Origin of the sequence: Pseudomonas sp. LH21, assembly GCF_036549575.1 — a bacterium.
Taxonomy (GTDB): Bacteria; Pseudomonadota; Gammaproteobacteria; order Pseudomonadales; family Pseudomonadaceae; genus Aquipseudomonas; species Aquipseudomonas peradeniyensis.
The window spans coordinates 4730432-4752360 of sequence record NZ_CP144367.1 but is presented as its reverse complement, the minus strand read 5'-3'; the positions used below and the strand labels follow the sequence as shown (position 1 = coordinate 4752360).

The following is a 21929-nucleotide window of genomic DNA, read 5'->3' as shown; positions in this document are numbered from 1 at the left end:
TGAGCATGCAGCGATTCAAGCGCCTGAGCGGTGCATGGCTGCTGGCCGCGCTCTGCTCGAATGCGGCCTTGGCGGCCGCGCCCGCCGATCTCGAGGTAGGAAAGCCGGTCGCCGGTCAGGTTGATGCTGCGCATCCGCCCGTCTGGCAGTTGGCCCTCAAGGCCGGGGATCTGGTGCGGGGCCGGGTCGACGGTGATGTCAGCCTGCGCCTGCTGGACGCCAAAGGGGGGCCGTTGCGCCTGCTGATCGACGGCCTGGACCAGCCCCGCGAGTTCCTCTTCGTCGCGCCGCGGGACGGTCGCTACGCGGTGCGCGCCGAACCCCTGGCGATCCGCCCGGCGGCGCGCTTCAGCCTGAGTCTGGAGCAGGTCCTGCCTGTCGGCGAGCAACGCCGTACGCCCGCGCCCCTTGGCAGCCCGACCTTGCTCGCCCTGCAGCAGCACCTGGCAACTGGAGGCGCTACCGATGTGTTCTGGCAGGCCCGTGCCAGTGAGGGAACGCCCTTGGTCGAGGCCGTCCCCGGGCAACCCGGCAAGCGCCTGGTCACCTTCCTCTGGCGTGGGGCGCGGGACAACGTGCGGATGTTCGGCGCCCCCACAGGCAATCACGAACCGCTGTCCCGGCTGGGCGCGAGTGATGTCTGGTTCCACAGCTTCGAGGTGCCCGCGGCCACCCGCCTGAGTTACCAGATGGCACCGGATGTGCCGGTGTCCGATGACCGTCGGGTGATCCTCGCCAGCACCCGGCGCGACCCGCTCAACCCGAATACCTTCGCCGACGCCAGCGGCGATGCCTGGTTGTCGCGCTCACGGCTGGAGCTTGCGGATGCGGCGCCCCAGCCATGGGTGGCCGAGCGTGCCGGGGTGGCCCGTGGCAGCCTGGAGCGCAAGCGCCTGGCCAGCGAGGTGCTGGGCAACGAGCGCGATATCTACCTCTACCGCCCGGCGGGCTGGCGCCTGGGCAAGGCCGACCAGGCCTTGCTGGTGCTGTTCGATGCCCATGCCTACACCCGCCAGGTGCCGACCCCGACGATACTCGACAACCTGATGGCCGACGGCCTGATCCCACCCACCGCGGCACTGATCATCGCCAACCCCAGCAGCGAAAGTCGCGAGCGGGAGTTGCCGCCCAACCCATTGTTCGCACGGTTCATGGCCGAAGAACTGATGCCCTGGGCCAGCCGCCAGGGATTGGCGGCGCCGGCTGCGCGCACCGTGGTCGCGGGGTCCAGTTACGGCGGCCTGGCGTCGGCCTACATGGGCCTCAGGCATCCGGAGCTGTTCGGCAATGTGCTGAGCATGTCCGGTTCCTACTGGTGGCCGATGGCCGGCGACGAACCTGGCTGGTTGACCCGCGAGTACGTCAAGGCACCGCGTCAGCCGTTGCGGTTCTACCTGCAGGCGGGACTGTTCGAGGGACCGAGGATCCTCGACACCAACCGCCATCTGCGCGATGTGCTGCTGGCCAAGGGGTACCGGGTGGAACAGGTGGAGTTTCCTGCCGGCCATGACTACCTGCAGTGGCGGGGGAGCCTGCCCTGTGGGTTGATCAGCTTGCTTGGGCAGGGGACACAGGCTGTTGCGCGGGCTTGTGTGCCGTAAGCGTTTGGCGATGGATCCTCTGCGCCTACAAGATCGAGCGCCGCCCGCGCGGCGCTCGATCTTGTAGGCGGTGCAAGGCTATCGCCAGGCACCTACTCGCCCAAATGGGTTTCCCTCAATCCGCCTCTCCCTCCCGCCGAACCCTGTTACGCCACACCCGATACGCCCGAATCCCCGCCCGTACCGAGCCGAACAGCAGCTTGTCCTCCATCTCCCGCGCCATCCCGGAACGCACCAGCATGCGCAGGAAGGTGCCACGGGCGCGGGCGATGGCGAAGTGGATGCCCTGGGCGGCGAGGGTGTCGCGCACTTCGCGCAGGGCCGCCACGCCACTGACGTCGATGCTGGTCACGGCTTCGGCGTCAAACAGCACCACCTGTGGTTTCTCCACGCCCTGCACGGCTTCGAGCAGGCGCATCTTGAAGTAGTCGGCATTGAAGAACAGGATCGCGTCGTCGAAGCGGTACACCACAAGGCCTGGCACGGTGCGGGCGTCCTTGTGCTGGCGCACGTCCACCTGGCCCTCGATGCCTGGCACCCAGCCCAGCACGGCGTCGGTGGGCTGGTAGATGCTGTAGAGCAGGCGCAGGATGGCCAGGGTCACGGCGAACACGATGCCCGGCAACACGCCCAGGCCGAGCACGCCGACCGTGGTCAGCAGGCACAGCCAGAACTCGAAGCGGCTGAGCTTGCGGATGGTCTTGAGCGACTTCACGTCGATCAGCCCCCAGCCGGCCATCAGCAGCACCGCGCCCAGCGCGGCCTGGGGAATCCAGGCCATGGGCGCGGTGAAGAACAGCAGGATCAGGGCGATCACCAGGGCGGCGATGATGCCCACCAGCTGGCTCTTGCCGCCGACCATGTCGTTGACCGCGGTGCGCGAGTCGGCGCCGCTGATGGCAAAGCCCTGGGATATGCCGGCGGCCAGGTTGCTCACGCCCAGGGCGAGGAACTCGTGGTTGGCGTTGATCGCGTAGCCGTGGCGGGCGGCGAAGCTGCGGGCGGTGAGCATGGCGCTGCAGAAGCTGATGGTGGCGATACCCAGGGCATCGCGCAGCAGGCTCTTGGTTTCCGCCAGGCTGCTCTGCGGCCAGGCCAGCTCCGGGATGCCCGCCGGCACCGGGCCGAGGATCGCTACCCCGTAATGGTCAAGACCGAACAGCCCGGCCAGGGCGGTGAACACCACCACGGTCACCAGTGCCGCCGGCAGTCGCGGGTAGCGTCGCGGCAGCCAGATCAGCAGGCCCAACCCGGCCAGGCCGATGGCCAGGGTCAGCCAGTGGATTTCGCCCAGGCGCTGGAGGAAGTTGATCAGACTGAGGATGAACCCGTCGCCTTCGATCTTGAAGCCCACTACCTTCGACAACTGCCCGGCGAGCAGGCTCAGGCCAATGCCGTTGAGGTAGCCGATGAGGATCGGCCGCGAGAAGAAGCTGGCGATGAAGCCGGCCCGGGCCACCCCGGCGGCGATCAGCATCACGCCCACCAGCACGGTGACGATCACCGACAGTTCGGCGATGCGGTGCGGGTCGCCCATGGCCAGTGGCGCCACGGCTCCGCCGATCATGGCGCAGGTGGCGGCGTCCGGGCCGACCATCAACTGGCGTGAGCTGCCGATCAGGGCATAGACCATCATCGGCAGCACGCAGGCGTACAGACCGTACTGCGGTGGCAGGCCGACGATCTGCGCATAGGCGATGGCGATGGGGATCTGGATCGCGGCCACCGACAGGCCGGCCTGCAGGTCAGCGTGGAACCACTCGCGGCGGTAGTGCAGCAGGTTGGCCAGGCCCGGTAGCCAGCGGGAGAGAAACATGCGCAGTCCTTTGGAAATGTTTCAGAAAGCGTAGCGGTTATGCGCCGCGAATCACTGGGCATTCAAGCCAATCGGCGCGGCGCTGGCCATGGGCCAGATCAAGAAAGGAACGCTGGAAACGAAAAAAGGAGCCGAGGCTCCTTTAGACAGTGACGACGTTGTTGGAACGTCGTGCAGGGAATGCGAGTTGGAGCGGGTAGAGGGAATCGAACCCTCCTCAATAGCTTGGGAAGCTATAGTTTTACCAATAAACTATACCCGCTTCGAAGCACGACTTTTTACCAGAACCCTCCCCGAATGAGAAGCCCAAGGCTGTAAAAAAGCCTGTCGGCGGCCCGTAGCCTGCGGTGGTCGAGGGCTACAGGACGCCGATGCGCTCAGATGGCCAGTGCATGCTGCCCCGCTTCCTGTGTGTAGCGGTTGCGGGTTTCGCGCAGCGCCGGCTTGAGGAAACCGAGCATTGCGCTGCGGGTGTCCTCGCAGGCGGCCTTGTGCTCCATGTCCAGGAAGTGGCCGGCGCCCTGGATCACGCTGAAGTGGCTGCGCCCGACATGACGGCTGAACTGGCGGGCATCCTCGACGGTGGTGTACTCGTCGCGTTCGCCGTTGATGAACAGCACCGGGATGTCGATGTTGCGCGCGGCCTTCAGCGCCCGCTCCAGGTCATGTTCGAGCACCTGGTTGATGTGGAAGTGCATCTGCGCGTACTCGTGGCTGTCCAGGCTGCTGACGTGCCGGTAGTTGAAGCGCTTGAACAGCGACGGCAGGTGCTTGCCGATGGTGTCGTTGACCAGGTTGCCCACCTGGTAGCGGTCGCAGGCGGCCAGGTACCGGCAACCGCGCTCCAGGTAGTCGCGCATCGGTTCGTTGATCACCGGCGAGAACGAGCTGACGATGGCCTTCTTCACCAGCCGCGGCTGGTGCGCCAGCGCCAGCAGGGTGCAGGCGCCGCCCCAGGAGAACGACATCACGTGGTCGGCACGGAAGTGTTCGATCAGCTCGAGCAGGATGTGTGCCTCGGCTTCCTTGGTCAGCAGCCGTTCATGGCGGTTGTGGGGTTTGGACTTGCCGGCGTACGGCTGGTCGTACAGCACCACGTTGAACTGTGGGTGCAGGTTGCGCACTGTCTGTGCAAAGGACGCCGTGGTGGCCAATGAGCCATTGATCAGGATGATCGTCTTCTCGGCGCCTTCCGCGCGATGGAACTCCGTGTAAACCCGGTACTGCCCTTGGATATCAAGTACAGCGATTTCTGGCCTCATGTCATCGACTCCTGGCGCAAAAAGGGTATTCGCGTCACCTGGTGGCGTGTGCGATCGGCAGGCGGGCTAGGCGCCGAATCGACCGGACAGGCCATTAGGGTGCACGTGCTTTATGACAGGTAGGCATTCGCCTGGAACTGAAACCGGTGGGCCCTTGTGTCGATCCTTGACGCTTGTAGACGACGGTATTGTTGTGCGGGCGATTACCGTGCCCCAGGGCATCGAGACCCCGGGTGGCCGGTAAAGGGCGTCTTGGACTGCGGTTGTGACCGATGAGTCACATGCAGACCGACGAGTTAGCAGTCAAGCAGGGAGGGCGGGATCGCGCAAGTGCCGTTGGGGCAATCTTTCGTGGGAAACCGCCGAATGGCGGGTCCGCTCAGACCGAGGCGATTTCCTCGGCGGTCAGCGCCCTGAACTCTCCCGGATGCAATATCGGGTCCAGTGTGATTGACCCCATGCTTTCCCGGTGCAGCCCCACCACCTTGTTCTGGAAGTGCCCGAACATCCGCTTCACCTGGTGATAGCGGCCCTCGACGATGGCCAGGCGCGCGCTGCGCGGGCCGAGGATGTCCAGCTGCGCGGGCAGGGTGGTGAGGTCTTCGAAGGCGAAGTAGAACCCTTCGCGGAACCGATCGATGTAATGTGCACCGATTTCGTCCTCGGTGTGCACCAGATAGGTCTTGGGCTGCTTGGTCCGTGGCTGGGTCAGGCGCCGAGACCACTGGCCATCGTTGGTCAGGATCATCAGCCCGGTGGTGTTGTAGTCCAGGCGCCCGGCGATGTGCAGGTCATCGCGCAGCGCTGCCGGCAGAAGGTCGAGCACGGTGCGGTGCTGCGGGTCCTGGGTGGCGCTGACGCACCCGGCGGGCTTGTGCAGCATCAGGTAGCGCGCTGGACGCCCGGCCTGGAGCACCTGCCCGTCGACCTCGACGCGGTTGAACTCGCGCACCTCCAGCAGCGGGTCGCCGGTCGGCAGGCCGTCCACGCTCACGCGCCGCTGCGCCAGCAGCAGGCGCACTTGCTGGCGGTTGTAGCAGGGCAGGTTGCCGAGGAATCGGTCGAGGCGCATGGGACGGGTCGCTTGCGGGAAATCGGCGCGCAGTCTAGCGGATCGTGCGCGCTGGTGCTGCCTTGAGCTGCTCGTCCACCTGCGCGCAGCGCGGGCACAGGCAGGCCTTGTCGCGCAGTTCGGCAGGCAGGGCCTCGATCAGCGCCGGGTCGATGGCCACGTCGAAGCACCAGCAACCTTGCGCGGCATTGCGCGGGTCGGCCAGGCCGCACTGGTTGAGGGCGCCACAGGCGGGGCAGCATTGAGGATCAGGCATGGTCGGGTCCGGGCATTTCGCTGCAGACGCGGTTGCGTCCGCCTTGTTTGGCACGATAGAGCGCGTGGTCGGCGCGGGTCAGCAGGTTATGCAGGCTGTCGTCGCGCTGCAGGGCGGACAGGCCGATGCTCACGGTCAGGCGCAGTGGCTGGTCGGCATGGCTGAAGGTCAGTTGCTCGGTGCGTCGGCGGATCTTTTCCGCCACCTCGATGGCCTGGCGGCCTTCGGCTTCGCGCAGCAGCACGACGAACTCCTCGCCACCCCAGCGGCACAGTATATCGGACTGGCGCAGGCTGCTCTGCAGCACATTGGCGAACTGGCGTAGCACTTCGTCGCCGGCCAGGTGGCCATGGGTGTCGTTGAGGGTCTTGAAGTGGTCGAGGTCGATCAGCAGGGCGACCAGCGGCGCGCTGTCGCGCTGGGCTTCGATGAGTGCCTGGCCGGCCAGCAGGTCGAAGCTGCGGCGATTGGGCAGACCGGTGAGGCTGTCGAGGGTGGCCAGCGCTTCGGCGTTGTCCTGGTGCCGCTTGATCATGGCGTTGAGCAGCGACAGGACCACCAGGGTGATCATGGCGCAGATCGCCAGGTTCAGGTACAGCGACTGGCGGATGCGGTCCAGGGCGCCGGTTTCGCGCTTGTCCACCAGCAGGTACCACTCCAGTTCCGGCAGCAGGCGCACGTTGAGGAAGTGGCTGTGGCCGTCGTTGTCGGTGTACTCGTGGCTGCCGCTGGCCGGTGTCGGCATGCGTGCCAGCAGGTCCTGCCACTGGCTGCTATCGGCCAGTTGCTGTCCGGCGCGCAGGCCATGAGGGCCGCCGTCGGAGCCGGTCAGCAGGACCTTGCCCCGGGCGTCGGCGAACAGCACCGAGCGCTGGTAGCGCCGTTGGTAGTCGTCGATCAGGCGGACCACCGACTCCACGCTCAAACCCACGCCGGCGGCGCCGATGAAACGCTGCTGGTAATCGAGCACCCGGTGGTTGATGAACACGGTGAGCTTGTCCTGGTTGGCCATGTCCAGGTCGACGTTGATCTCGTAGGGCTTGCTCGACTGGCGCAGGCGAAAGTACCAGGCGTCGCGCCAGGCGTCGGCCCGCACCTGCTTGAGCACGCCCTTGGCCTGGTAGTAGGTGAGGCTGCGGTCGGAGACGAAGAAGCTGGTGCAGGTGGCCTGGCTGCCCATCACCGCGCCCAGGTAGCGGGTGATGCGCCCGGTGTCCTGCTCGCCGGCCAGCACCCAGTCGCGCAGGAAGGTGTCCTGGGCCATCATCGAGGCGATCAGCACCGGGCGGATCAGGTCTTTCTGGATCTCCGAGTAGACGCTGTCGGAGGTCAGCGGCAGCTCGGTATTGATGATGCCGTCGCGGATCGCCCCGCGCGAGGCGTAGTAGCCGAGCAGCGAGGTGGCGAGGAAGCCGCCGGCCAGCAACAGCAGCAGGGCGAAGATCAGCGAGCGTTGCGAGAACAGGGCGGAAGGCGAGGGCATGATCGTCCCGTGAGGTGTGCCGGTGGCCACATTCTAGTGAGATGACTGAAAAATGACTGCATGTTTTTCAGGGGTATAGGACCTGTTTCAATTTGTTGCGCAAATGGCACTGAACCTTGTTGCGACGGTCTTATCCTGTGTCGACCAACAGCTTGTCGTCGACGCCCGCCAGCGCCGCTGTGCCGGGCACCCCTGCGGTCCAGGAGGCCGCCATGTACCCACGAATCCTGCTCGTCGTCCTGCTCGGACTGCTGACCTCCGCCTGCGCCCCATACTACGAGAGCGGCGGCTACTACCGCAGCGACTACTACACCAGCGATCGCTACGTTTACCCAGGCTACTACCGTCAGGACCGCTATTACGTGGTACCGCAGACCCGCTACTACTACCAGCCAGCGCCGCGTTACTACAGGCCGGCGCCGGTGCCGCAGTACCGACCTTATCCAGCGCCCGGCATGCAACCGCGCTGGCACGGGAATCCGCGTTACGACTATGGCAACCGCCAGCGCTACGACTACGGTCGGGACCGCGACCGCCACGACTACCGCAATGACGATCGCCGGGGCGATCGCTGGCATTCCAACGGGCAGGGCAACCGCGACCGTCGACCCGATGGGGGCCGGGGTGGCGAGCGGAGCTGGTCGCGTTGACAGGGCACTGACGTCATCCCAGTTCCGCCAACGGATGCCGCCCCTCCCAGACCTTGCTGAAGTGCGCCTCCACCACCGCCGCTGGCACCTGCGCCACATCCGGCCAGTGCCAGCGGGGAGTGTTGTCCTTGTCCAGCAGACGGGCGCGCACCCCTTCGCTGAACTCCGGGTGACGGCAGCAGTTCAGGCTCAGGGTGTATTCCATCTGGAATACCTGCGCCAGCGACAGGTGCCGCGCCCGACGGATCTGCTCCCACACCAGGTGCGCCGTCAGCGGGCAACCCTCGTGCAGGCGCTGGCCGGCCGCCGCCAGCAAGGGATCGGCGTGCGTGGCCAGGCCGGCCAGGGCCCGCCAGGCCGCCACCGGGTCGGCCACGTCGAGCGCTTCGTCGATCACCGCACGGCGCGCCAGCCACTGGCCTTGCGGCAGTTCGGCGCAGGCGCGGTGCTGCTCGGCCTTGAGCAGGCTGTTGAGCTGCAGGGCGGTCTGCTCCTGCCAGTTCAATTGCAGCAGTTCTTCGATCAGCGCCTCCTGCTGGTGTTCGCCCAGGAAGCGATCGGCCAGGTCCAGGTCCAGCGCGTCGCGGGCGTTGAGCGGGGCCCCGGTCAGCCCCAGGAACAGGCCGAGCTTGCCCGGCAGGCGGGCGAGGAACCAGCTGGCGCCGACATCCGGATACAGGCCGATGCTGATTTCCGGCATCGCCAGGCGGCTGCTGGGGGTGACTATGCGTACCGCAGCGCCCTGCAGCAGGCCCATGCCGCCGCCCAGTACATGGCCGTGGCCCCAGCACAGCAGGGGTTTGGGGTAGGTGTGCAGGCGATGGTCGAGGCGGTACTCGCTGGCGAAGAAGGTAGCGGCCAGCGGCGGCACACTGCCGGGATGTTCGCGGCAGGCCTCGACCAGGGCGCGGACATCGCCGCCGGCACAGAAGGCCTTCGGCCCATTGCCGCGCAGCAGCACGCAGACGATCCCGGGGTCGCTGGCCCAAGCGTGCAGCCGTTCGTCGAGCACTTCGATCATGGGCAGCGTCAGGGCGTTGAGCGCCTTGGGCGCGTCCAGGGTGGCGATGCCGATACGGGCGCCGTCGGCGCCGGTCAGTACCTCGCATTGAATGGACATGGACTACCTCGCGCAGGTCATCCCCTCAGTATGGCCTGCCGCGGCGAAGCTGCCGGTCGTCGGTCGGATCGATTGACAAGCCGGCCCGGCTTTCCTAGTGTCGCGGCACTTTGCTTTTGGATGCCCCCATGACCGACGACGATCGCATCAAACTCGAACCCAGCTGGAAGGCCGCGCTGCGCGCCGAGTTCGACCAGCCCTACATGCAGCAGCTGCGCGAGTTCCTGCGTGCGGAGTACGCCGCCGGCAAGGAGATCTACCCACCTGGGCCGCTGATCTTCAACGCCCTGAATTCCACGCCGCTGGAGCAGGTCAAGGTGGTCATCCTCGGCCAGGACCCGTACCACGGTCCGGGCCAGGCCCATGGCCTGTGCTTCTCGGTGCAGCCGGGTATCCCCACGCCGCCGTCGCTGGTCAATATCTACAAGGAGCTGCAGCGCGACCTCAACCTGCCGATCCCCGCCCATGGCTACCTGCAGAGCTGGGCCGAGCAGGGCGTGCTGCTGCTCAACACCACCATGACCGTGGAGCGCGCCAATGCCGCGTCCCACGCGAAGAAAGGCTGGGAGTTCTTCACCGACCGGATCATCCAGGTGGTCAGCGAACAGTGCCCGAACGTGGTGTTCCTGCTCTGGGGTGCCCATGCACAGAGCAAGCAGAAGCTGATCGATGCCAGCAAGCACCTGGTGCTCAAGTCTGTGCATCCGTCACCGCTGTCGGCTTACCGTGGGTTCTTTGGTTGTGGGCATTTCAGCCGCACCAACAGCTTCCTGGAGCAACGCGGGATGGCGCCGATCGATTGGGCGTTGCCGCCGTTGTGATTGGCTGAAGGATTGCGCGGGCCTTTTCGCGGGTAAACCCGCTCCCACAGGTACAGCGCAGGCCCTGAAAGGCAGCGCATTCTCTGTGGGAGCGGGTTTACCCGCGAAGAAGCCAGCACATCTCTATGGGCTGGCGTTCCAGCGCCGGAACAACGGCTCGGCCAGGAACAGCACGAACAACAAGCGCATCACCTGCAGCGCCGTCACCAGCGGCACGGACAGTTGCAGGGTCTCCGCCGTCAGGCTCATCTCGGCGATGCCCCCGGGCATCATCCCCAGCGTCAGCGAGCGCAGGTCCAGGTGCGTCAGCAGGCTCAACGCCCAGGCCGCGCCTGCGGCGATCAGCATGCACAGCGCCGTGGCGAGCAAGGTCCGGCCAAGGAACGACGGCGCCCGGCGGAAGAACGCGCGGTTGAAGTGACAGGCCAGGCCGCTACCGATCAGCCACTGGCCGATCTGGCTGGCGCCGTTGGGCAGGCCGATCTGCAGGTTGCCCGCCAGGCTCACGCTGGCTGCCACCAGCAACGGCCCGAACAACCAGGGATTGGGCTGGCGCAGGCGCTGCCAGAGCAGCGCCACCAGCACTCCCAGCGGCGCGATCAACGCCAGCCAGCCCCAGCTCATGCTGCCGGCATGGTTCAGCGGCACGCCATCGCCGAGCAGGAACTTGAACAGCGCCGGCACGCACAGCACCACCGCCAGCACCCGCAGGCTCTGCGCCGCGGCCACCTGGCTGAGCACCGCGCCGTTGCGCGCACCAAGATTGACCATCTCGCCCGAACCGCCCGGCATGCTGGCGAAGAACGCCGTGGCGCGGTCTTCACCGGTGCGCCGCAGCAGCCACACGCTGATCACACTGGAGAGGGTGGTGAACAACGCGCCGAAGAAGATCAGCGCGAAGTGGCTGGCCACCTGCTCGATCACCGCCGGGGTGAAGTGCAGGCCGATGCCGATGCCGATGATCCATTGCCCGCATTTGCGGCCGTTGGGGATTTCGCTGAGCTGCCAGGGGGTCAGGCAGCGCACCAGGATGATCGCCAGCAACGAGCCGACCATCCACGGCAAGGGCCAGCCGACCTTGCTGGCGGCGAAACCGCCCGCAAGACCGACCAGCCCGGTGGCCCAGAACAGAGGCAACGACCGATCAGGCATCGGCCATGGCCCGGCGCTGCAGGGCACGTTTGCGCCAGATGCGCAGCAGCGGCAGGCTCAGCATGCACACCACCAGCACCCACACGCCCATGCTGATCGGGCTCGACCAGAGGATGCCCAGTTCACCGTTGGAGATCGACAGCGCGCGGCGCAGGTTCTGCTCCATCAGCCCGCCGAGGATGAAACCCAGCAGGATCGGCGACAGCGGGAAGTCCAGCTTGCGCAGGATGTAGCCCATGATGCCGATGCCGACCATCAGGAACAGGTCGAAGGTGGTGGCATGCACCGCGTACACGCCGATCGCGGTGATGATCGCGATCACCGGCACCAGCGCCCAGTTCGGCACGGCGAGGATGCGGGTGAAGACACGGATCATCGGCACGTTGAGGATGATCAGCATCAGGTTGGCGATGAACAGCGAGGCGATCAGGCCCCAGACGATGTCCGGCTGTTGTTCGAACAGCAGCGGGCCGGGGGTGATGTTGTACAGGGTCAGCGCGCCGATCATCACCGCAGTGGTGCCGGAGCCTGGCACGCCGAGGGTCAGCATCGGCACCAGGGCGCCGCAGCAGGAGGCGCCGATGGCGGTTTCCGGCGCGGCCAGGCCACGAGCGTCGCCCTTGCCGAACTTGCCTTTGTCGCCGGCGATGCGTTTTTCGGTCATGTAGGCCACGGCACTGGCCAGGGTCGCGCCGGCACCCGGCAACACGCCCATGAAGAAGCCCAGCAGGCCGCAACGGATGTTGACGAAGAACACCGACGCCGCTTCCTTGAGGTTGAACAGCATGCGCCCGGTGGCCTTGACCGCCACGTGACCATGGTGGGTTTTTTCCAGCAGCAGGAGGATCTCGCTGATGGAGAACAGGCCCAGCACCAGCACCACGAACTGGATGCCGTCGGCCAGGTGCACGCTGTCACCGGTGAAGCGGTACACGCCGCTGTTGGCGTCGATGCCCACCGCCGAAAGGAACAGGCCGATCAGCGCCGCGATGAAGGTCTTCAGTGGCTTGTCGCCGGCCATGCCACCGAGGGCGACGATGGCGAACACCATCAGCACGAAGTACTCCGCCGGCCCGAAGGCAATCGCCCATTTCGCCAGCAGCGGGGCGAACAGCACCATGCCGCAGGTGGCGATGAAGGCGCCGATGAACGAACTCCAGGCCGACAGCGACAGGGCCACGCCGGCCAGGCCCTGGCGAGCCATGGGGTAGCCGTCGAGGGTGGTCATCACGGTGGAGGCTTCGCCGGGGATGTTCAGCAGGATCGAACTGATCCGCCCGCCGTATTCGCAGCCCAGGTACACCGCGGCCAGCAGGATCAGCGCCGACTCCGGCGGCAGGCCGAGGGCGAAGGCGATGGGGATCAGCAGGGCCACGCCGTTGATCGGGCCCAGGCCCGGCAGCAGGCCGACCACGGTGCCGATCAGGGTGCCGGTCAGGGCGGTGACCAGGTTGTATGGGCTCAGGGCGACGCCGAAGCCCTGGCCCAGGTAGCTCAAGGTATCCATGTGTCAGTTCTCCAGTACGTCGAGCAGGCCGAGGGGCAGGGGCACGTCCATCACGCGGTCGAACAGCCAGTAGAGGAACAGGCTCATGCCCACCACCACCAGGGCGCTGTGCAGCCAGCGGCCACCGTACAGGCGGGCCATGGGTACGCCGACCAGGATGGCGCTGAGGATGAAGCCCAGGGCTTCGAAGGTGCTGGCGAAGACGATCAGCAGGCCGACGCAGGCGACGATCTTGATCAGGCTTTCGCGGTCCAGTTCCGGTTCGTCGTCCTTGCGCACGATGGGCGTGGGGCGGATCGCCAGGTACAAGAGGCCCAGGCTCATCAGGCCGAGCATCAGCAGCGGGTAGGCGCGCGGGCCCACCGGTTCATAGGAGAAGGCGGCCTGGTAGGGCCAGGCCATCACGGCCAGCACGGCGCACAGCGCCAGCAGGGCCAGGGCGAAGAGGCGTTGCAGGATCATGGAAGAATCCTCGGTAATGTTCGACACGGCGCGACCCCTTGTAGGAGCGGCCTTGTGCCGCGAAAGGGCTGCGCAGCAGCCCCAGCGATTCATGCCTTGACGCTCAGAATCCGGGGCCGCTTCGCGGCCCTTTCGCGGCACAAGGCCGCTCCTACAGAGGGAGCTGTGTGAGTGGCTTACTGGATCAGCCCGAACTCACGGGCCAGCGCCTTGTAGTCCGCCACCTGCTTCTTCACATAGCCGTCCAGCTCCTCGCCGGTCATGGCGAACGGGAACAGCTCGCGCTGGTCACGCAGCTTGGCGAAGTCCTCGGAGGCCAGCAGCTTGTCGAACGAAGCCTTCCACCAGGCATAGTCCTCGTCGCTGACCTTCGGCCCCAGGTAGAAGCCGCGCACCACCGGCCAGACGATGTCGTAGCCCTGTTCCTTGGCGGTGGGGATGTCCTTCATTTCCGGCTCGTCCAGGCGCTTGTCGGAGAACACCGCGAGGATGCGCATGTTGCCGCTCTGGATGTGCGGCATGGAGTCGGAAATATCGGTGGAACCGACCTGGATGTGCCCGCCCAGCAGCGCGGTGGCGATCTCGCCGCCGCCCTCGAGGGCCACGTAGCGCAGGTCGCGCGGGTTGATCCCGGCGGCCTTGGCGATCAGCGCGGTCTGCATCCAGTCCTGGCTGCCGACGGTGCCGCCGGAGCCGATCACCACCTTGCTCGGGTCCTTTTTCAGCGCCGCGACCAGGTCGTCGAGGGTCTTGTAGGGCGAATCGCTCTTCACCGCGATGGCGCCATAGCTGGTGCCGACCGCCGCGAGCCACTTCACCGCGTTCTCGTCGAAGCGGCCGAACTTGCCCTGGGCCAGGTTCAGCAGCGAGCCGCTGGACCAGGCCACCAGCGTGCCGGCGTCGGCCGGGCGCTGGGCGACCACGGCGTTGTAGGCCACCGCGCCGACACCGCCGGGCATGTAGGTCACGCGCATGGGCTTGCTGAGGATCTTCTCGTTGACCAGGGCGCTCTGCACCAGCTTGCAGGTCAGGTCGAAACCGCCGCCGGGCGAGGCCGGGGCGATGCATTCGGGGCGTTTCGGTTCGGCGGCCAGGGCGTTGCCGGCCAGCAGCAGGCAACCGGTGGCCAGGACGAGGCGGCGCAGTGAAAAGGTCATCGTCTATCTCCGTGAGCGTTGTTGTTATGGGTTACCACAGAGCCACGCTGTAGCTCACCAGCAGCCGCACCTCGTCCGCGTCGCGGCTGAAGTTGGAGCGGAAGGTGGCGTTGCGCAGGCGCACGGCGACGTTCTTCAACGGGCCGCTTTGTACCACGTACTTCAGTTCGGTGTTGCGTTCCCACTCCTTGCCCTCGCCACCGGCGGCGCGGCTGACGTTGTCGCCGCTGATGTAGCGGGTCATGAAGGTCAGGCCGGGGATACCGAGGGCGGCGAAGTTGTAGTCGTAGCGCGCCTGCCAGGAGCGTTCGTCGGCGCCTGCGAAGTCGTTGATCTGGACGAAGTTGACCAGGTACGGGTCGGCGCCATCGACGTAGGGGAAGGCGCTGTCGCCGGACAACTGCTGCCAGGCGCCGCTGACCTTGTGCCCGCCCAGGGTGTAGCTGAGCATGCCGTTGACGGTGGTGTTGTCGATCTTGCCGGCCTTGGCCGCGCCGGCGTCGTCGCTGACCGCCAGGCGCAGGTCGGCGCCGAAGGTGCCCGGGCCCCAGGGCTGGGTGGCGAGCAGGCCGATGAAGTGCTGGCGGTAGATGTCGTCGAGCTGGGCGAAGTGGTAGCTGCCGGTGATGCGGTCGGTGAACTGGTAGTCCAGGCCGCCCATGTCGAAGTTGTCGGCGCTGAAGGTGCCGCCGAAGCGGCCGTTCTTGTTGTTCAGGGCCAGGTCTTCCCAGTTGCTGTCGTCGCGGTCCTTGGCCTTTTCCAGGCGCCCGCCGGTGAAGGTCAGGCCCTTGATCTCCTTCGAGGTGACCAGGCCGCCTTCGAAGGTCTGCGGCAGGATGCGCCCGTCGTTGGGCTGCAAGGTGGGCAATTCGGGGATCAGCGTGCCGATCTTCAGCTCGGTCTGCGAGACCTTGACCTTGCCGGTGAGGCCCAGCTTGGAGTACTCGTCGGCGGCCTTGCCGTCGTCGTGGGTAGGCAGCAGGCCGGTGCCCGTGCGGTCCTTGCTGGAGTCGAGCTTGACCCCGACCATGCCCAGCGCGTCCAGGCCGAAGCCCACGGTGCCCTCGGTGTAGCCGGACTCGAAATTGAGCATGAACCCCTGGGCCCATTCGTCGCGCTTGGATTGCTGCGCGCTGGTGCCGTCGCGGAAGTCGCGGTTGAAGTACATGTTGCGGGTTTCGAAGGTGGCCGTGCTGTCTTCGAAGAAGGCGGCCTGGCTCATGGGCGCGACACCGGCAAGGGCGAAGGCGCTGGCGAGGGCGGAAGGTCGGGCGGCGAACGAACGGGTAGGCGCGAACGCCTGCGGCTGCATGGACAGCATCGTCGGTGACTCCAATTATTGTTCTTATGTGTTGCACCTTGCTGGTGCTTTTTGCGGCGCGCGGGGCGACCGTGGTGCGATGCTAGGCAACCAACCTTTCGCTAACCTTTCAGCGTGAAAGGTTTCCGGCGAGGGCTTCACAGCACCCGCCACGGCGTTACACTCCGCGCAAAAAGCCCAGCCGAACAGGGAGAATCCAATGCGTGTGCTGCTGGTCGAAGACCATCTGCAACTGGCCGAAAGCGTGGCCCAGGCCCTCAAGAGCCAGGGCCTGACCGTGGACGTGCTGCATGACGGCGTGGCCGCCGACCTGGCCCTGGCCAGCGAGGACTACGCCGTGGCGGTGCTGGATGTCGGCCTGCCGCGCCTGGACGGCTTCGAGGTGCTGGCGCGCCTGCGCGGGCGCGGCAAGACCCTGCCGGTGCTGATGCTCACCGCCCGCAGCGATGTGAAGGACCGCGTGCATGGCCTGAACCTGGGGGCCGACGACTACCTGGCCAAGCCCTTCGAGCTGACCGAGCTGGAGGCGCGGGTCAAGGCCCTGCTGCGTCGCAGCGTGCTCGGCGGCGAGCGCCAGCAGCGCTGCGGCCCGCTGGTCTACGACCTGGATACCCGGCGCTTCAGCCTGGGCAGCGAACCGCTGACCCTGACCCAGCGTGAGCAGAGCGTGCTCGAGGCACTGATCGCCCGTCCCGGCCGGGTGATGAGCAAGGAGCAACTGGCGGCCCAGGTGTTCGGCCTCGACGAGGAGGCCAGCCCCGACGCCATCGAGATCTACATCCACCGCCTGCGCAAGAAGCTCGACGGCCACCCGGTGGCCATCGTCACCTTCCGTGGCCTGGGCTATCTGCTCGAGCACCGCGATGCGTGACAACGGCAGCCTGCGCGGGCGCTTGCTGGGCAACCTGGCGCTGCTGCTGGTGGTGCTGATGCTGGCCAGCGGCCTGAGCGCCTACTGGAACGGTCGCGAAGCCGCCGACACCGCCTATGACCGGACCCTGCTGGCCTCGGCACGGACCATCGCCGCCGGCCTGTCGCAGCGCGATGGCACCCTCAGCGCCGACGTGCCCTACGTGGCACTGGACACCTTCGCCTACGACAGCGCCGGGCGCATCTACTACCAGGTGCTGGACATCCACCAGAAGCTGATTTCCGGCTACGAGAACCTGCCGCCTCCGCCTGCGGGCACCCCGCGCACCGACGACTATCCGGCGCTGGCGCGTTTCTACAACGCCACCTACCTGGGCCAGGACGTGCGCGTGGTCAGCCTGCTCAAGGCGGTGAGCGAACCGAACATGAACGGCATGGCCGAGATCCGCGTGGCCGAGACCGAGGAGGCGCGGGTGCGCATGGCCCGCGGGCTGATGACCGATACCCTGCTGCGCCTGGGCATGCTGGCCTTCGGCGCGCTGGTGATGGTGTGGTTCGCGGTGAGTGCCGCGCTGCGCCCGCTGGAGCGCTTGCGCACGGCGGTGGAGGAGCGCCAGCCGGACGATCTGCGCGCCCTGCCGGTGGTCCAGGTGCAACGCGAGCTGGGGCCGCTGGTGCGCGGCCTCAATCACTTCACCGAGCGCTTGCGGGGCCAGTTCGAACGCCAGGCGCAGTTCATCGCCGACGCCGCCCACGAGCTGCGCACACCGCTGGCGGCGCTCAAGGCGCGGGTGGAGCTGGGGTTGCGCTCACGGGAGCCGGATGAATGGCGCAAGACCCTGGAGGCAGCGGCCCAGGGCACCGACCGGCTGACTCACCTGGCCAACCAGCTGCTGTCGTTGGCGCGGGTGGAAAACGGCGCCCGCGCCATCGCCGAGGGCGGCGCCCAGCGCCTGGACCTGAGCCAGCTGGCCCGTGAACTGGGCATGGCCATGGCGCCCCTGGCCCATGCCCGCGGCGTTGCCCTGGCGCTGGAGGCCGAGGCGCCGGTGTGGCTCAAGGGCGAGCCGACCCTGCTCAACGAGCTGCTCAGCAACCTGGTGGACAACGCTCTGGCCCACACCCCGCCCGGTGGCGATGTGGTCCTGAGGGTACTGGCGCCGGCCGTGCTCGAAGTCGAGGACGACGGGCCGGGGATTCCCGAGGAGGAGCGTGAGCGGGTGTTCGAGCGCTTCTACCGGCGCAGCGCCCAGGGCAGCGGGCTGGGGCTGGCCATCGTCGGCGAGATCTGCCGGGCGCACCTGGCGCAGATCAGTCTGCACGACGGCGAGCGGGGCGGGCTGAAGGTGCGGGTGAGTTTTATCGCGGATTGATGGGTTGTCCCTACAGCCCTATTCGCGGGCTTACCCGCGAAGGGGGCGGCGCAGACGGGGCTCGATCAGCGCAGCATGCTCCGCGCATCCAGCAGCTCGGCGATATCCAACTCGGTGCCATAGGGCAGCCCCAGGTGGCGGTAGGCGGGCAGGGCGGCCAGGGGCCGGCTGCGCTCGCGCTGGCTGATGCAGCGGGCGATCTGCACGATGTCGATGTAGTCGATCTGGTCGGTGCGCCGGTCCAGGTCCTGCACCTGGCTGGGTACGTTGACCAACTGCTCGGGGAATTCCCAGGCGCTGAGGATCTTGTCGCCCAGCACCGGCTGGATCTGCTCGATCACGAAATGCAGGCAGATCGGATCGGACAGCAGCTCATTGTGCTCCTCGGCATAGATCAGTACCGGCAAGGCGCCGATCTGGTGCACCAGGCCGCCGAGGGTGGCCTGGTCGGGCTTGAGCTGGGTGTAGCGTCGGCACAGTTCATAGCTGATGCCCGCGACTTCCAGGCTGTTGGCCCAGATATCCCGCAGCTTGTGTTCCACCGCCGGTGCGCGGGCATGGAAGATCTGCTCGATCACCAGGCCGATGGCCAGGTTGCAGCTGTAGTTGATGCCCAGGCGGGTGATGGCGGTGTGCAGGTCGGTGACTTCGACGGCGGCGCGCATCAGCGGGCTGTTGACCACCTTGATCAGGCGGGCCGACAGCGCGGCGTCGCGGCCGATCACCTTGCTCAGGGCGGAAACGCTGATCTCGCTGTCTTCGGCGGCTTCGCGGATGCTCAGGGCGACTTCCGGCAGCGTCGGCAGGACCAGGTCGTCCCGGTCGATGGCGGCGAGCAGTTGCGCTTGGACCTTCTCGGCCAGCTTGTTCATGGACTTCTCTACGGCAAAGGTGGTGCAGCCCCGGCATGCCGCCGGGGCGGGCTGGTCAGCGCTGGATTTCCCGGTCGCGGTCCAGTTCGTAAGGCAGGTCGAGCAGCGTCAGGCGCGGGCCTTCCAGGCTGCCCAGGTGCAGGTTGTCGTCCGCCACCGCCTCGGCGCTGAGCACGGCCAGCAGTTCGACGGCGCTGCCGGTGCTGGCCCCGATCACCACTTCGCCGACCGACGAGCCGTGGGTCGGCGAGAAGATCTCGGCGCCCGGCTGGGGTACCGCTGTCTCGGCCAGCGCCAGGCGATATTGGCGGCGCTTGAGCTTGCCCAGGTACTGCATGCGGGCGACGATTTCCTGGCCGGTGTAGCAGCCTTTCTTGAAGCTCACGCCATCGACGGCCTGCAGGTTGATCATCTGCGGGATGAACAGCTCGCGGGTCGGGCCCATGACCTGGCCGATGCCGGCGCGGACCTGGCCCAGCAGCCAGTCGTTGAGCGTGCCCTCGGGCAGTGTGGCGGCGAGTTTTTCACGAACGGCGCCAGCCTGATCGGCGGGTACCCACAGTTCGACCCGGCCGGCCGAGGCGCGGACGGCGATCAGGCCATCATGACGGGCGGTCGCGCCGGCCTCGTCCGCCACGGACAGGCTCAGCGCCTGCAGGGTGGCGTCGCCCTGCTGCAGGCCGAAGCGCGTCCAGGCGGCGCTGTCGTCGCTCAGCGTGGCCTTGGAGAACACCGCGTACTTCTTCAGGTCGGCCAGTTGCGCCTCGAGCAGCTCGCTGGCCATGGCCAGCAGGTAGCCATTGCCCTCGGGCAGGATACGGAAGCTCGACTGCATGCGGCCCTTGACCATGCAACGGGCACCAAGGCTCGCGTGCTGGTCACTGAGGTAACCGATGTTGCAGGTCAGCTGACCTTGCAGGAACTTGCCGGCGTCGGAGCCGCGGACGGCGAGGATGCCCTCATGGGAGAGGGTACAGAAGAAAGCGGAATCGGCCATGGGTCATCGCGGTAGCTAAAGACTGGCGGCCATCATAGAACGCCGGTAACAAAATAGGTAGGTGACTAGACCAACGCCTCGTGCCGCTTCGTTCGCTGCGCGGTATACTGCGCGACCACTCGAGGAGGGCCCCATGGTCGAACAAACTGAACTCAACCGGCTTTTCTGGCACAGCCGCCGCGGCATGCTGGAACTGGACGTGCTGCTGGTACCTTTCACCCAGGAGGTCTACCCGAGCCTGAGCGAAGCGGACCGCGAGCTGTATCGTCGCCTGCTGACCTGCGAGGATCAGGACATGTTCGGCTGGTTCATGGAGCGCAGCGAGTCTGAGGACCCGGAGCTGCAGCGCATGGTCCGCATCATCCTGGATCGTGTCCAGCCCAAGTGAATGCTTCGAGTGCCGTTGGCAAGGCTCGCGCCTGCTGCTGACGGCCTACCTCGCCAGCCTGGCGCTGGCACTGCTTACCCTCGCGCTGATAGCGCTGCCCGGATGGCTGTGCGGCCTGCTGGCCGTCGCCTGTCTTGCCCATGCCTGCTGGGCCATTCCCCGGCGAATCCTGCTGATACATCCCGAGGCCATCACCGGCCTGCGCCGTGACCTGCGTGGTTGGCGTATATATAGCCGCGCCCGGGGCTGGCAGCCGGCGCGTCTGTGCCGGGATAGCGTCGCCCTGCCGACCCTGGTGGTTCTGCGGTTCGTGCCCAAGGAGCGCAGGTTCAGCCAGAGCCAGTGCATCCCCAGGGACGCACTGGATCGTGAGGCGCACCGGCGATTGCGGGTGCGCCTGAAGTTCAGCCGGCGCCGCTGGGCCGCGCCGGCCTGACCCTCAGACCCCCTGCGGGATCTCTTCGCCGCCCAGGGCTTCGAACAGCACCGGCAGGAACTCGGTGAAGGTCATCATCATCAGCTGGAAGCTGGCGTCGAACTGTTGCTGGGCCTCGTCGCCGCCATCCTGTTCGGCCTGCTCCTGCAGCAGCTCCTCGAATTTCAGGCGCTTGATCACCATCTTGTCGTCGAGCACGAACGACAGCTTGTCCTGCCAGGCCAGGGCCAACTGGGTGACCAGCTTGCCGGTGCTCAGGTGCAGCTGGATTTCCTCGCTGGTCAGGTCCTGGCGTTTGCAGCGCACGATGCCGCCGTCCTCCGCGGTGTCGCGCAGTTCGCACTCGTCGAGGACGAAGAAGCCCTCGGCGGCCTGCTGCGACTTGACCCAGTCGGTCATGGTCGCGCTCGGCGCGATCTTCACGGTAGCTGGGCGCACCGGCAGCGAGCCGATCACTTCACGCAGGGTCGACAGCAGGTCTTCGGCGCGCTTGGCGCTGGCCGAGTTGACCAGGATCATACCCAGGCGTGGGGCGATGGCGGCGAAGATCATCGAGCGACGGATGAAGGCGCGCGGCAGGAAGGCCTGGATGATCTCGTCCTTGATCTGGTCGCGTTCCTTTTTATAGACCTTGCGCATCTGCTCGGTCTCGATCTCCTCGACCTTCTCCTTGACCGCGTCGTTGACCACGCTGCTGGGCAGGATGCGTTCTTCCTTACGGGCAGCAATCAGCATGAACTCGCCACTGACGTGGACCAGGGGCGCGTCCTCGCCCTTGCCGAACGGCGCGACGAAACCGTAGGTGGTCAGTTCCTGGCTGGCACAGGGGCGGGCCGGCTTGCTGGCCAGGGCGGCCTCCAGGGCCTCGGCCTCGAACGGTACTTCCTGGGTCAGGCGATAGGACAGCAGGTTCTTGAACCACATGAGGGGGAATCTCTCCTTAATACATAAGGCGGGCATTATTCTCCGAGGTGCGGTTCCAGGCCAACCCTGTCATAGGGCCAGCAGTCTTATATAGAGGAAGAAAATCGCGGCGCGGCTAGGTCTTTGAAAGGCCTGGAAATTTTTTTCAAAAATTTTGAAGAAAGTGCTTGCCAGGGTAGGAGGTCCTCCGTAGAATGCGCGCCACACCGAGACGAAGGGTGATTAGCTCAGCCGGGAGAGCATCTGCCTTACAAGCAGAGGGTCGGCGGTTCGATCCCGTCATCACCCACCACTCGATGTATAGCGCGGCGGTAGTTCAGTCGGTTAGAATACCGGCCTGTCACGCCGGGGGTCGCGGGTTCGAGTCCCGTCCGCCGCGCCATATTTAG

At 66.5% G+C, this 21929-nt stretch carries 21 protein-coding genes and 3 tRNA genes; 9 read left to right on the top strand and 15 right to left on the bottom strand.

Annotation, left to right across the window (positions count from 1 at the left end; all coding sequences use genetic code 11):
- Positions 1 to 5 precede the first annotated feature (5 nt).
- The gene (locus tag VUG52_RS21695; protein ID WP_262974226.1) at positions 6 to 1601 is read left to right on the top strand and encodes an alpha/beta hydrolase; all 1596 of its coding nucleotides are present in this window, start codon (positions 6 to 8) and stop codon (positions 1599 to 1601) included.
- A gap of 115 nt (positions 1602 to 1716) precedes the next feature.
- Here VUG52_RS21695 and VUG52_RS21690 read toward each other — a convergent pair whose 3' ends face one another.
- The 6 genes from VUG52_RS21690 to VUG52_RS21665 all read right to left on the bottom strand — a co-directional run bounded on the left by VUG52_RS21690 (position 1717) and on the right by VUG52_RS21665 (position 7490).
- The gene (locus tag VUG52_RS21690; RefSeq protein ID WP_050703950.1) at positions 1717 to 3417 is read right to left on the bottom strand and encodes a SulP family inorganic anion transporter; all 1701 of its coding nucleotides are present in this window, start codon (positions 3415 to 3417) and stop codon (positions 1717 to 1719) included.
- Between the two features lie 188 nt (positions 3418 to 3605).
- Positions 3606 to 3679 (bottom strand) — tRNA-Gly (locus VUG52_RS21685).
- Positions 3680 to 3794: 115 nt separating this feature from the next.
- Positions 3795 to 4679 carry an alpha/beta fold hydrolase gene (locus VUG52_RS21680; protein WP_050703951.1) on the bottom strand — a complete coding sequence of 295 codons (885 nt, stop codon included), beginning with the start codon at positions 4677 to 4679 and terminating at the stop codon, positions 3795 to 3797.
- 379 nt (positions 4680 to 5058) lie between these two features.
- The gene (locus VUG52_RS21675) at positions 5059 to 5751 is read right to left on the bottom strand and encodes a pseudouridine synthase (RefSeq protein ID WP_050703952.1); all 693 of its coding nucleotides are present in this window, start codon (positions 5749 to 5751) and stop codon (positions 5059 to 5061) included.
- A gap of 34 nt (positions 5752 to 5785) precedes the next feature.
- Complete coding sequence (locus VUG52_RS21670) at positions 5786 to 6007, bottom strand: cysteine-rich CWC family protein (protein WP_050703953.1); 222 nt, start codon at positions 6005 to 6007, stop codon at positions 5786 to 5788.
- On the bottom strand, positions 6000 to 7490 hold the full coding sequence (locus tag VUG52_RS21665; RefSeq protein ID WP_050703954.1) for a sensor domain-containing diguanylate cyclase: 1491 nt from the start codon (positions 7488 to 7490) through the stop codon (positions 6000 to 6002). Before VUG52_RS21665 ends, VUG52_RS21670 begins: the two co-directional genes overlap by 8 nt.
- A 212-nt stretch (positions 7491 to 7702) precedes the next feature.
- Between VUG52_RS21665 and VUG52_RS21660 the strand changes: the two genes are divergently transcribed.
- Entirely contained in the window at positions 7703 to 8140 is a 438-nt protein-coding gene (locus tag VUG52_RS21660) for a hypothetical protein (protein WP_050703955.1), read from the top strand.
- A gap of 13 nt (positions 8141 to 8153) precedes the next feature.
- Here VUG52_RS21660 and VUG52_RS21655 read toward each other — a convergent pair whose 3' ends face one another.
- Positions 8154 to 9260 carry an enoyl-CoA hydratase/isomerase family protein gene (locus VUG52_RS21655; protein WP_050703956.1) on the bottom strand — a complete coding sequence of 369 codons (1107 nt, stop codon included), beginning with the start codon at positions 9258 to 9260 and terminating at the stop codon, positions 8154 to 8156.
- A 128-nt stretch (positions 9261 to 9388) separates the two neighbouring features.
- Here VUG52_RS21655 and ung point away from each other — a divergent pair, with 128 nt between their 5' ends.
- Complete coding sequence (ung, locus tag VUG52_RS21650) at positions 9389 to 10081, top strand: uracil-DNA glycosylase (RefSeq protein ID WP_050703957.1); 693 nt, start codon at positions 9389 to 9391, stop codon at positions 10079 to 10081.
- A 123-nt stretch (positions 10082 to 10204) separates the two neighbouring features.
- Here ung and VUG52_RS21645 read toward each other — a convergent pair whose 3' ends face one another.
- The 5 genes from VUG52_RS21645 to VUG52_RS21625 all read right to left on the bottom strand — a co-directional run bounded on the left by VUG52_RS21645 (position 10205) and on the right by VUG52_RS21625 (position 15680).
- Positions 10205 to 11233, bottom strand: a complete 1029-nt coding sequence (locus VUG52_RS21645) for an AbrB family transcriptional regulator (RefSeq protein ID WP_050703958.1) — start codon at positions 11231 to 11233, stop codon at positions 10205 to 10207.
- Positions 11226 to 12740 (bottom strand): tripartite tricarboxylate transporter permease, encoded by a 1515-nt coding sequence (locus VUG52_RS21640; RefSeq protein WP_050703959.1) that lies wholly within the window; start codon positions 12738 to 12740, stop codon positions 11226 to 11228. Before VUG52_RS21640 ends, VUG52_RS21645 begins: the two co-directional genes overlap by 8 nt.
- 3 nt (positions 12741 to 12743) lie before the next feature.
- Positions 12744 to 13202, bottom strand: a complete 459-nt coding sequence (locus VUG52_RS21635; RefSeq protein ID WP_050703960.1) for a tripartite tricarboxylate transporter TctB family protein — start codon at positions 13200 to 13202, stop codon at positions 12744 to 12746.
- A 176-nt stretch (positions 13203 to 13378) separates the two neighbouring features.
- Complete coding sequence (locus tag VUG52_RS21630) at positions 13379 to 14359, bottom strand: Bug family tripartite tricarboxylate transporter substrate binding protein (RefSeq protein ID WP_028690165.1); 981 nt, start codon at positions 14357 to 14359, stop codon at positions 13379 to 13381.
- A gap of 31 nt (positions 14360 to 14390) precedes the next feature.
- On the bottom strand, positions 14391 to 15680 hold the full coding sequence (locus VUG52_RS21625) for an OprD family porin (RefSeq protein ID WP_050703961.1): 1290 nt from the start codon (positions 15678 to 15680) through the stop codon (positions 14391 to 14393).
- A 199-nt stretch (positions 15681 to 15879) separates the two neighbouring features.
- Here VUG52_RS21625 and VUG52_RS21620 point away from each other — a divergent pair, with 199 nt between their 5' ends.
- Both VUG52_RS21620 and VUG52_RS21615 read left to right on the top strand, forming a co-directional pair.
- Complete coding sequence (locus VUG52_RS21620; protein WP_028690163.1) at positions 15880 to 16551, top strand: response regulator; 672 nt, start codon at positions 15880 to 15882, stop codon at positions 16549 to 16551.
- Positions 16544 to 17923 (top strand): sensor histidine kinase, encoded by a 1380-nt coding sequence (locus VUG52_RS21615; RefSeq protein ID WP_050703962.1) that lies wholly within the window; start codon positions 16544 to 16546, stop codon positions 17921 to 17923. The genes VUG52_RS21620 and VUG52_RS21615 overlap by 8 nt, the downstream gene beginning before the upstream one ends.
- Before the next feature lie 65 nt (positions 17924 to 17988).
- On the opposite strand, the gene VUG52_RS21610 is transcribed toward VUG52_RS21615, so the two are convergent.
- Both VUG52_RS21610 and ygfZ read right to left on the bottom strand, forming a co-directional pair.
- Positions 17989 to 18795: an HDOD domain-containing protein gene (locus VUG52_RS21610; protein WP_050703963.1), complete on the bottom strand. Its 807-nt coding sequence runs from the start codon at positions 18793 to 18795 to the stop codon at positions 17989 to 17991.
- A 55-nt stretch (positions 18796 to 18850) separates the two neighbouring features.
- Positions 18851 to 19792, bottom strand: a complete 942-nt coding sequence (gene ygfZ / locus VUG52_RS21605; protein ID WP_050703964.1) for a CAF17-like 4Fe-4S cluster assembly/insertion protein YgfZ — start codon at positions 19790 to 19792, stop codon at positions 18851 to 18853.
- 133 nt (positions 19793 to 19925) lie between these two features.
- On the opposite strand from ygfZ, the gene VUG52_RS21600 reads away from it, so the two are divergent.
- Both VUG52_RS21600 and VUG52_RS21595 read left to right on the top strand, forming a co-directional pair.
- Positions 19926 to 20180, top strand: a complete 255-nt coding sequence (locus tag VUG52_RS21600) for an FAD assembly factor SdhE (protein WP_028690159.1) — start codon at positions 19926 to 19928, stop codon at positions 20178 to 20180.
- A complete protein-coding gene (locus VUG52_RS21595) occupies positions 20164 to 20616 on the top strand; it encodes a protein YgfX (RefSeq protein WP_050703965.1) in 453 nt (150 codons plus the stop codon). The genes VUG52_RS21600 and VUG52_RS21595 overlap by 17 nt, the downstream gene beginning before the upstream one ends.
- Before the next feature lie 3 nt (positions 20617 to 20619).
- Here VUG52_RS21595 and rdgC read toward each other — a convergent pair whose 3' ends face one another.
- Positions 20620 to 21540 (bottom strand): recombination-associated protein RdgC, encoded by a 921-nt coding sequence (rdgC, locus tag VUG52_RS21590; protein ID WP_028690157.1) that lies wholly within the window; start codon positions 21538 to 21540, stop codon positions 20620 to 20622.
- Positions 21541 to 21756: 216 nt separating this feature from the next.
- Here rdgC and VUG52_RS21585 point away from each other — a divergent pair.
- Positions 21757 to 21832 (top strand) — tRNA-Val (locus VUG52_RS21585).
- A gap of 13 nt (positions 21833 to 21845) precedes the next feature.
- A tRNA-Asp gene (locus VUG52_RS21580) sits at positions 21846 to 21922 on the top strand.
- Positions 21923 to 21929 lie beyond the last annotated feature (7 nt).

Coding starts and splice junctions, on each gene's coding strand:
- ygfZ (WP_050703964.1), bottom strand. CDS start 19,792: ATGGCCGATTCCGCTTTCTTCTGTACCCTCTCCCATGAGGGCATCCTC.
- VUG52_RS21600 (WP_028690159.1), top strand. CDS start 19,926: ATGGTCGAACAAACTGAACTCAACCGGCTTTTCTGGCACAGCCGCCGC.
- VUG52_RS21645 (WP_050703958.1), bottom strand. CDS start 11,233: ATGCCTGATCGGTCGTTGCCTCTGTTCTGGGCCACCGGGCTGGTCGGT.
- VUG52_RS21610 (WP_050703963.1), bottom strand. CDS start 18,795: ATGAACAAGCTGGCCGAGAAGGTCCAAGCGCAACTGCTCGCCGCCATC.
- VUG52_RS21660 (WP_050703955.1), top strand. CDS start 7,703: ATGTACCCACGAATCCTGCTCGTCGTCCTGCTCGGACTGCTGACCTCC.
- VUG52_RS21680 (WP_050703951.1), bottom strand. CDS start 4,679: ATGAGGCCAGAAATCGCTGTACTTGATATCCAAGGGCAGTACCGGGTT.
- VUG52_RS21635 (WP_050703960.1), bottom strand. CDS start 13,202: ATGATCCTGCAACGCCTCTTCGCCCTGGCCCTGCTGGCGCTGTGCGCC.
- VUG52_RS21615 (WP_050703962.1), top strand. CDS start 16,544: ATGCGTGACAACGGCAGCCTGCGCGGGCGCTTGCTGGGCAACCTGGCG.
- VUG52_RS21670 (WP_050703953.1), bottom strand. CDS start 6,007: ATGCCTGATCCTCAATGCTGCCCCGCCTGTGGCGCCCTCAACCAGTGC.
- VUG52_RS21665 (WP_050703954.1), bottom strand. CDS start 7,490: ATGCCCTCGCCTTCCGCCCTGTTCTCGCAACGCTCGCTGATCTTCGCC.
- VUG52_RS21625 (WP_050703961.1), bottom strand. CDS start 15,680: ATGCTGTCCATGCAGCCGCAGGCGTTCGCGCCTACCCGTTCGTTCGCC.
- rdgC (WP_028690157.1), bottom strand. CDS start 21,540: ATGTGGTTCAAGAACCTGCTGTCCTATCGCCTGACCCAGGAAGTACCG.
- VUG52_RS21675 (WP_050703952.1), bottom strand. CDS start 5,751: ATGCGCCTCGACCGATTCCTCGGCAACCTGCCCTGCTACAACCGCCAG.
- VUG52_RS21655 (WP_050703956.1), bottom strand. CDS start 9,260: ATGTCCATTCAATGCGAGGTACTGACCGGCGCCGACGGCGCCCGTATC.
- VUG52_RS21695 (WP_262974226.1), top strand. CDS start 6: ATGCAGCGATTCAAGCGCCTGAGCGGTGCATGGCTGCTGGCCGCGCTC.
- VUG52_RS21640 (WP_050703959.1), bottom strand. CDS start 12,740: ATGGATACCTTGAGCTACCTGGGCCAGGGCTTCGGCGTCGCCCTGAGC.
- VUG52_RS21620 (WP_028690163.1), top strand. CDS start 15,880: ATGCGTGTGCTGCTGGTCGAAGACCATCTGCAACTGGCCGAAAGCGTG.
- VUG52_RS21630 (WP_028690165.1), bottom strand. CDS start 14,359: ATGACCTTTTCACTGCGCCGCCTCGTCCTGGCCACCGGTTGCCTGCTG.
- ung (WP_050703957.1), top strand. CDS start 9,389: ATGACCGACGACGATCGCATCAAACTCGAACCCAGCTGGAAGGCCGCG.
- VUG52_RS21690 (WP_050703950.1), bottom strand. CDS start 3,417: ATGTTTCTCTCCCGCTGGCTACCGGGCCTGGCCAACCTGCTGCACTAC.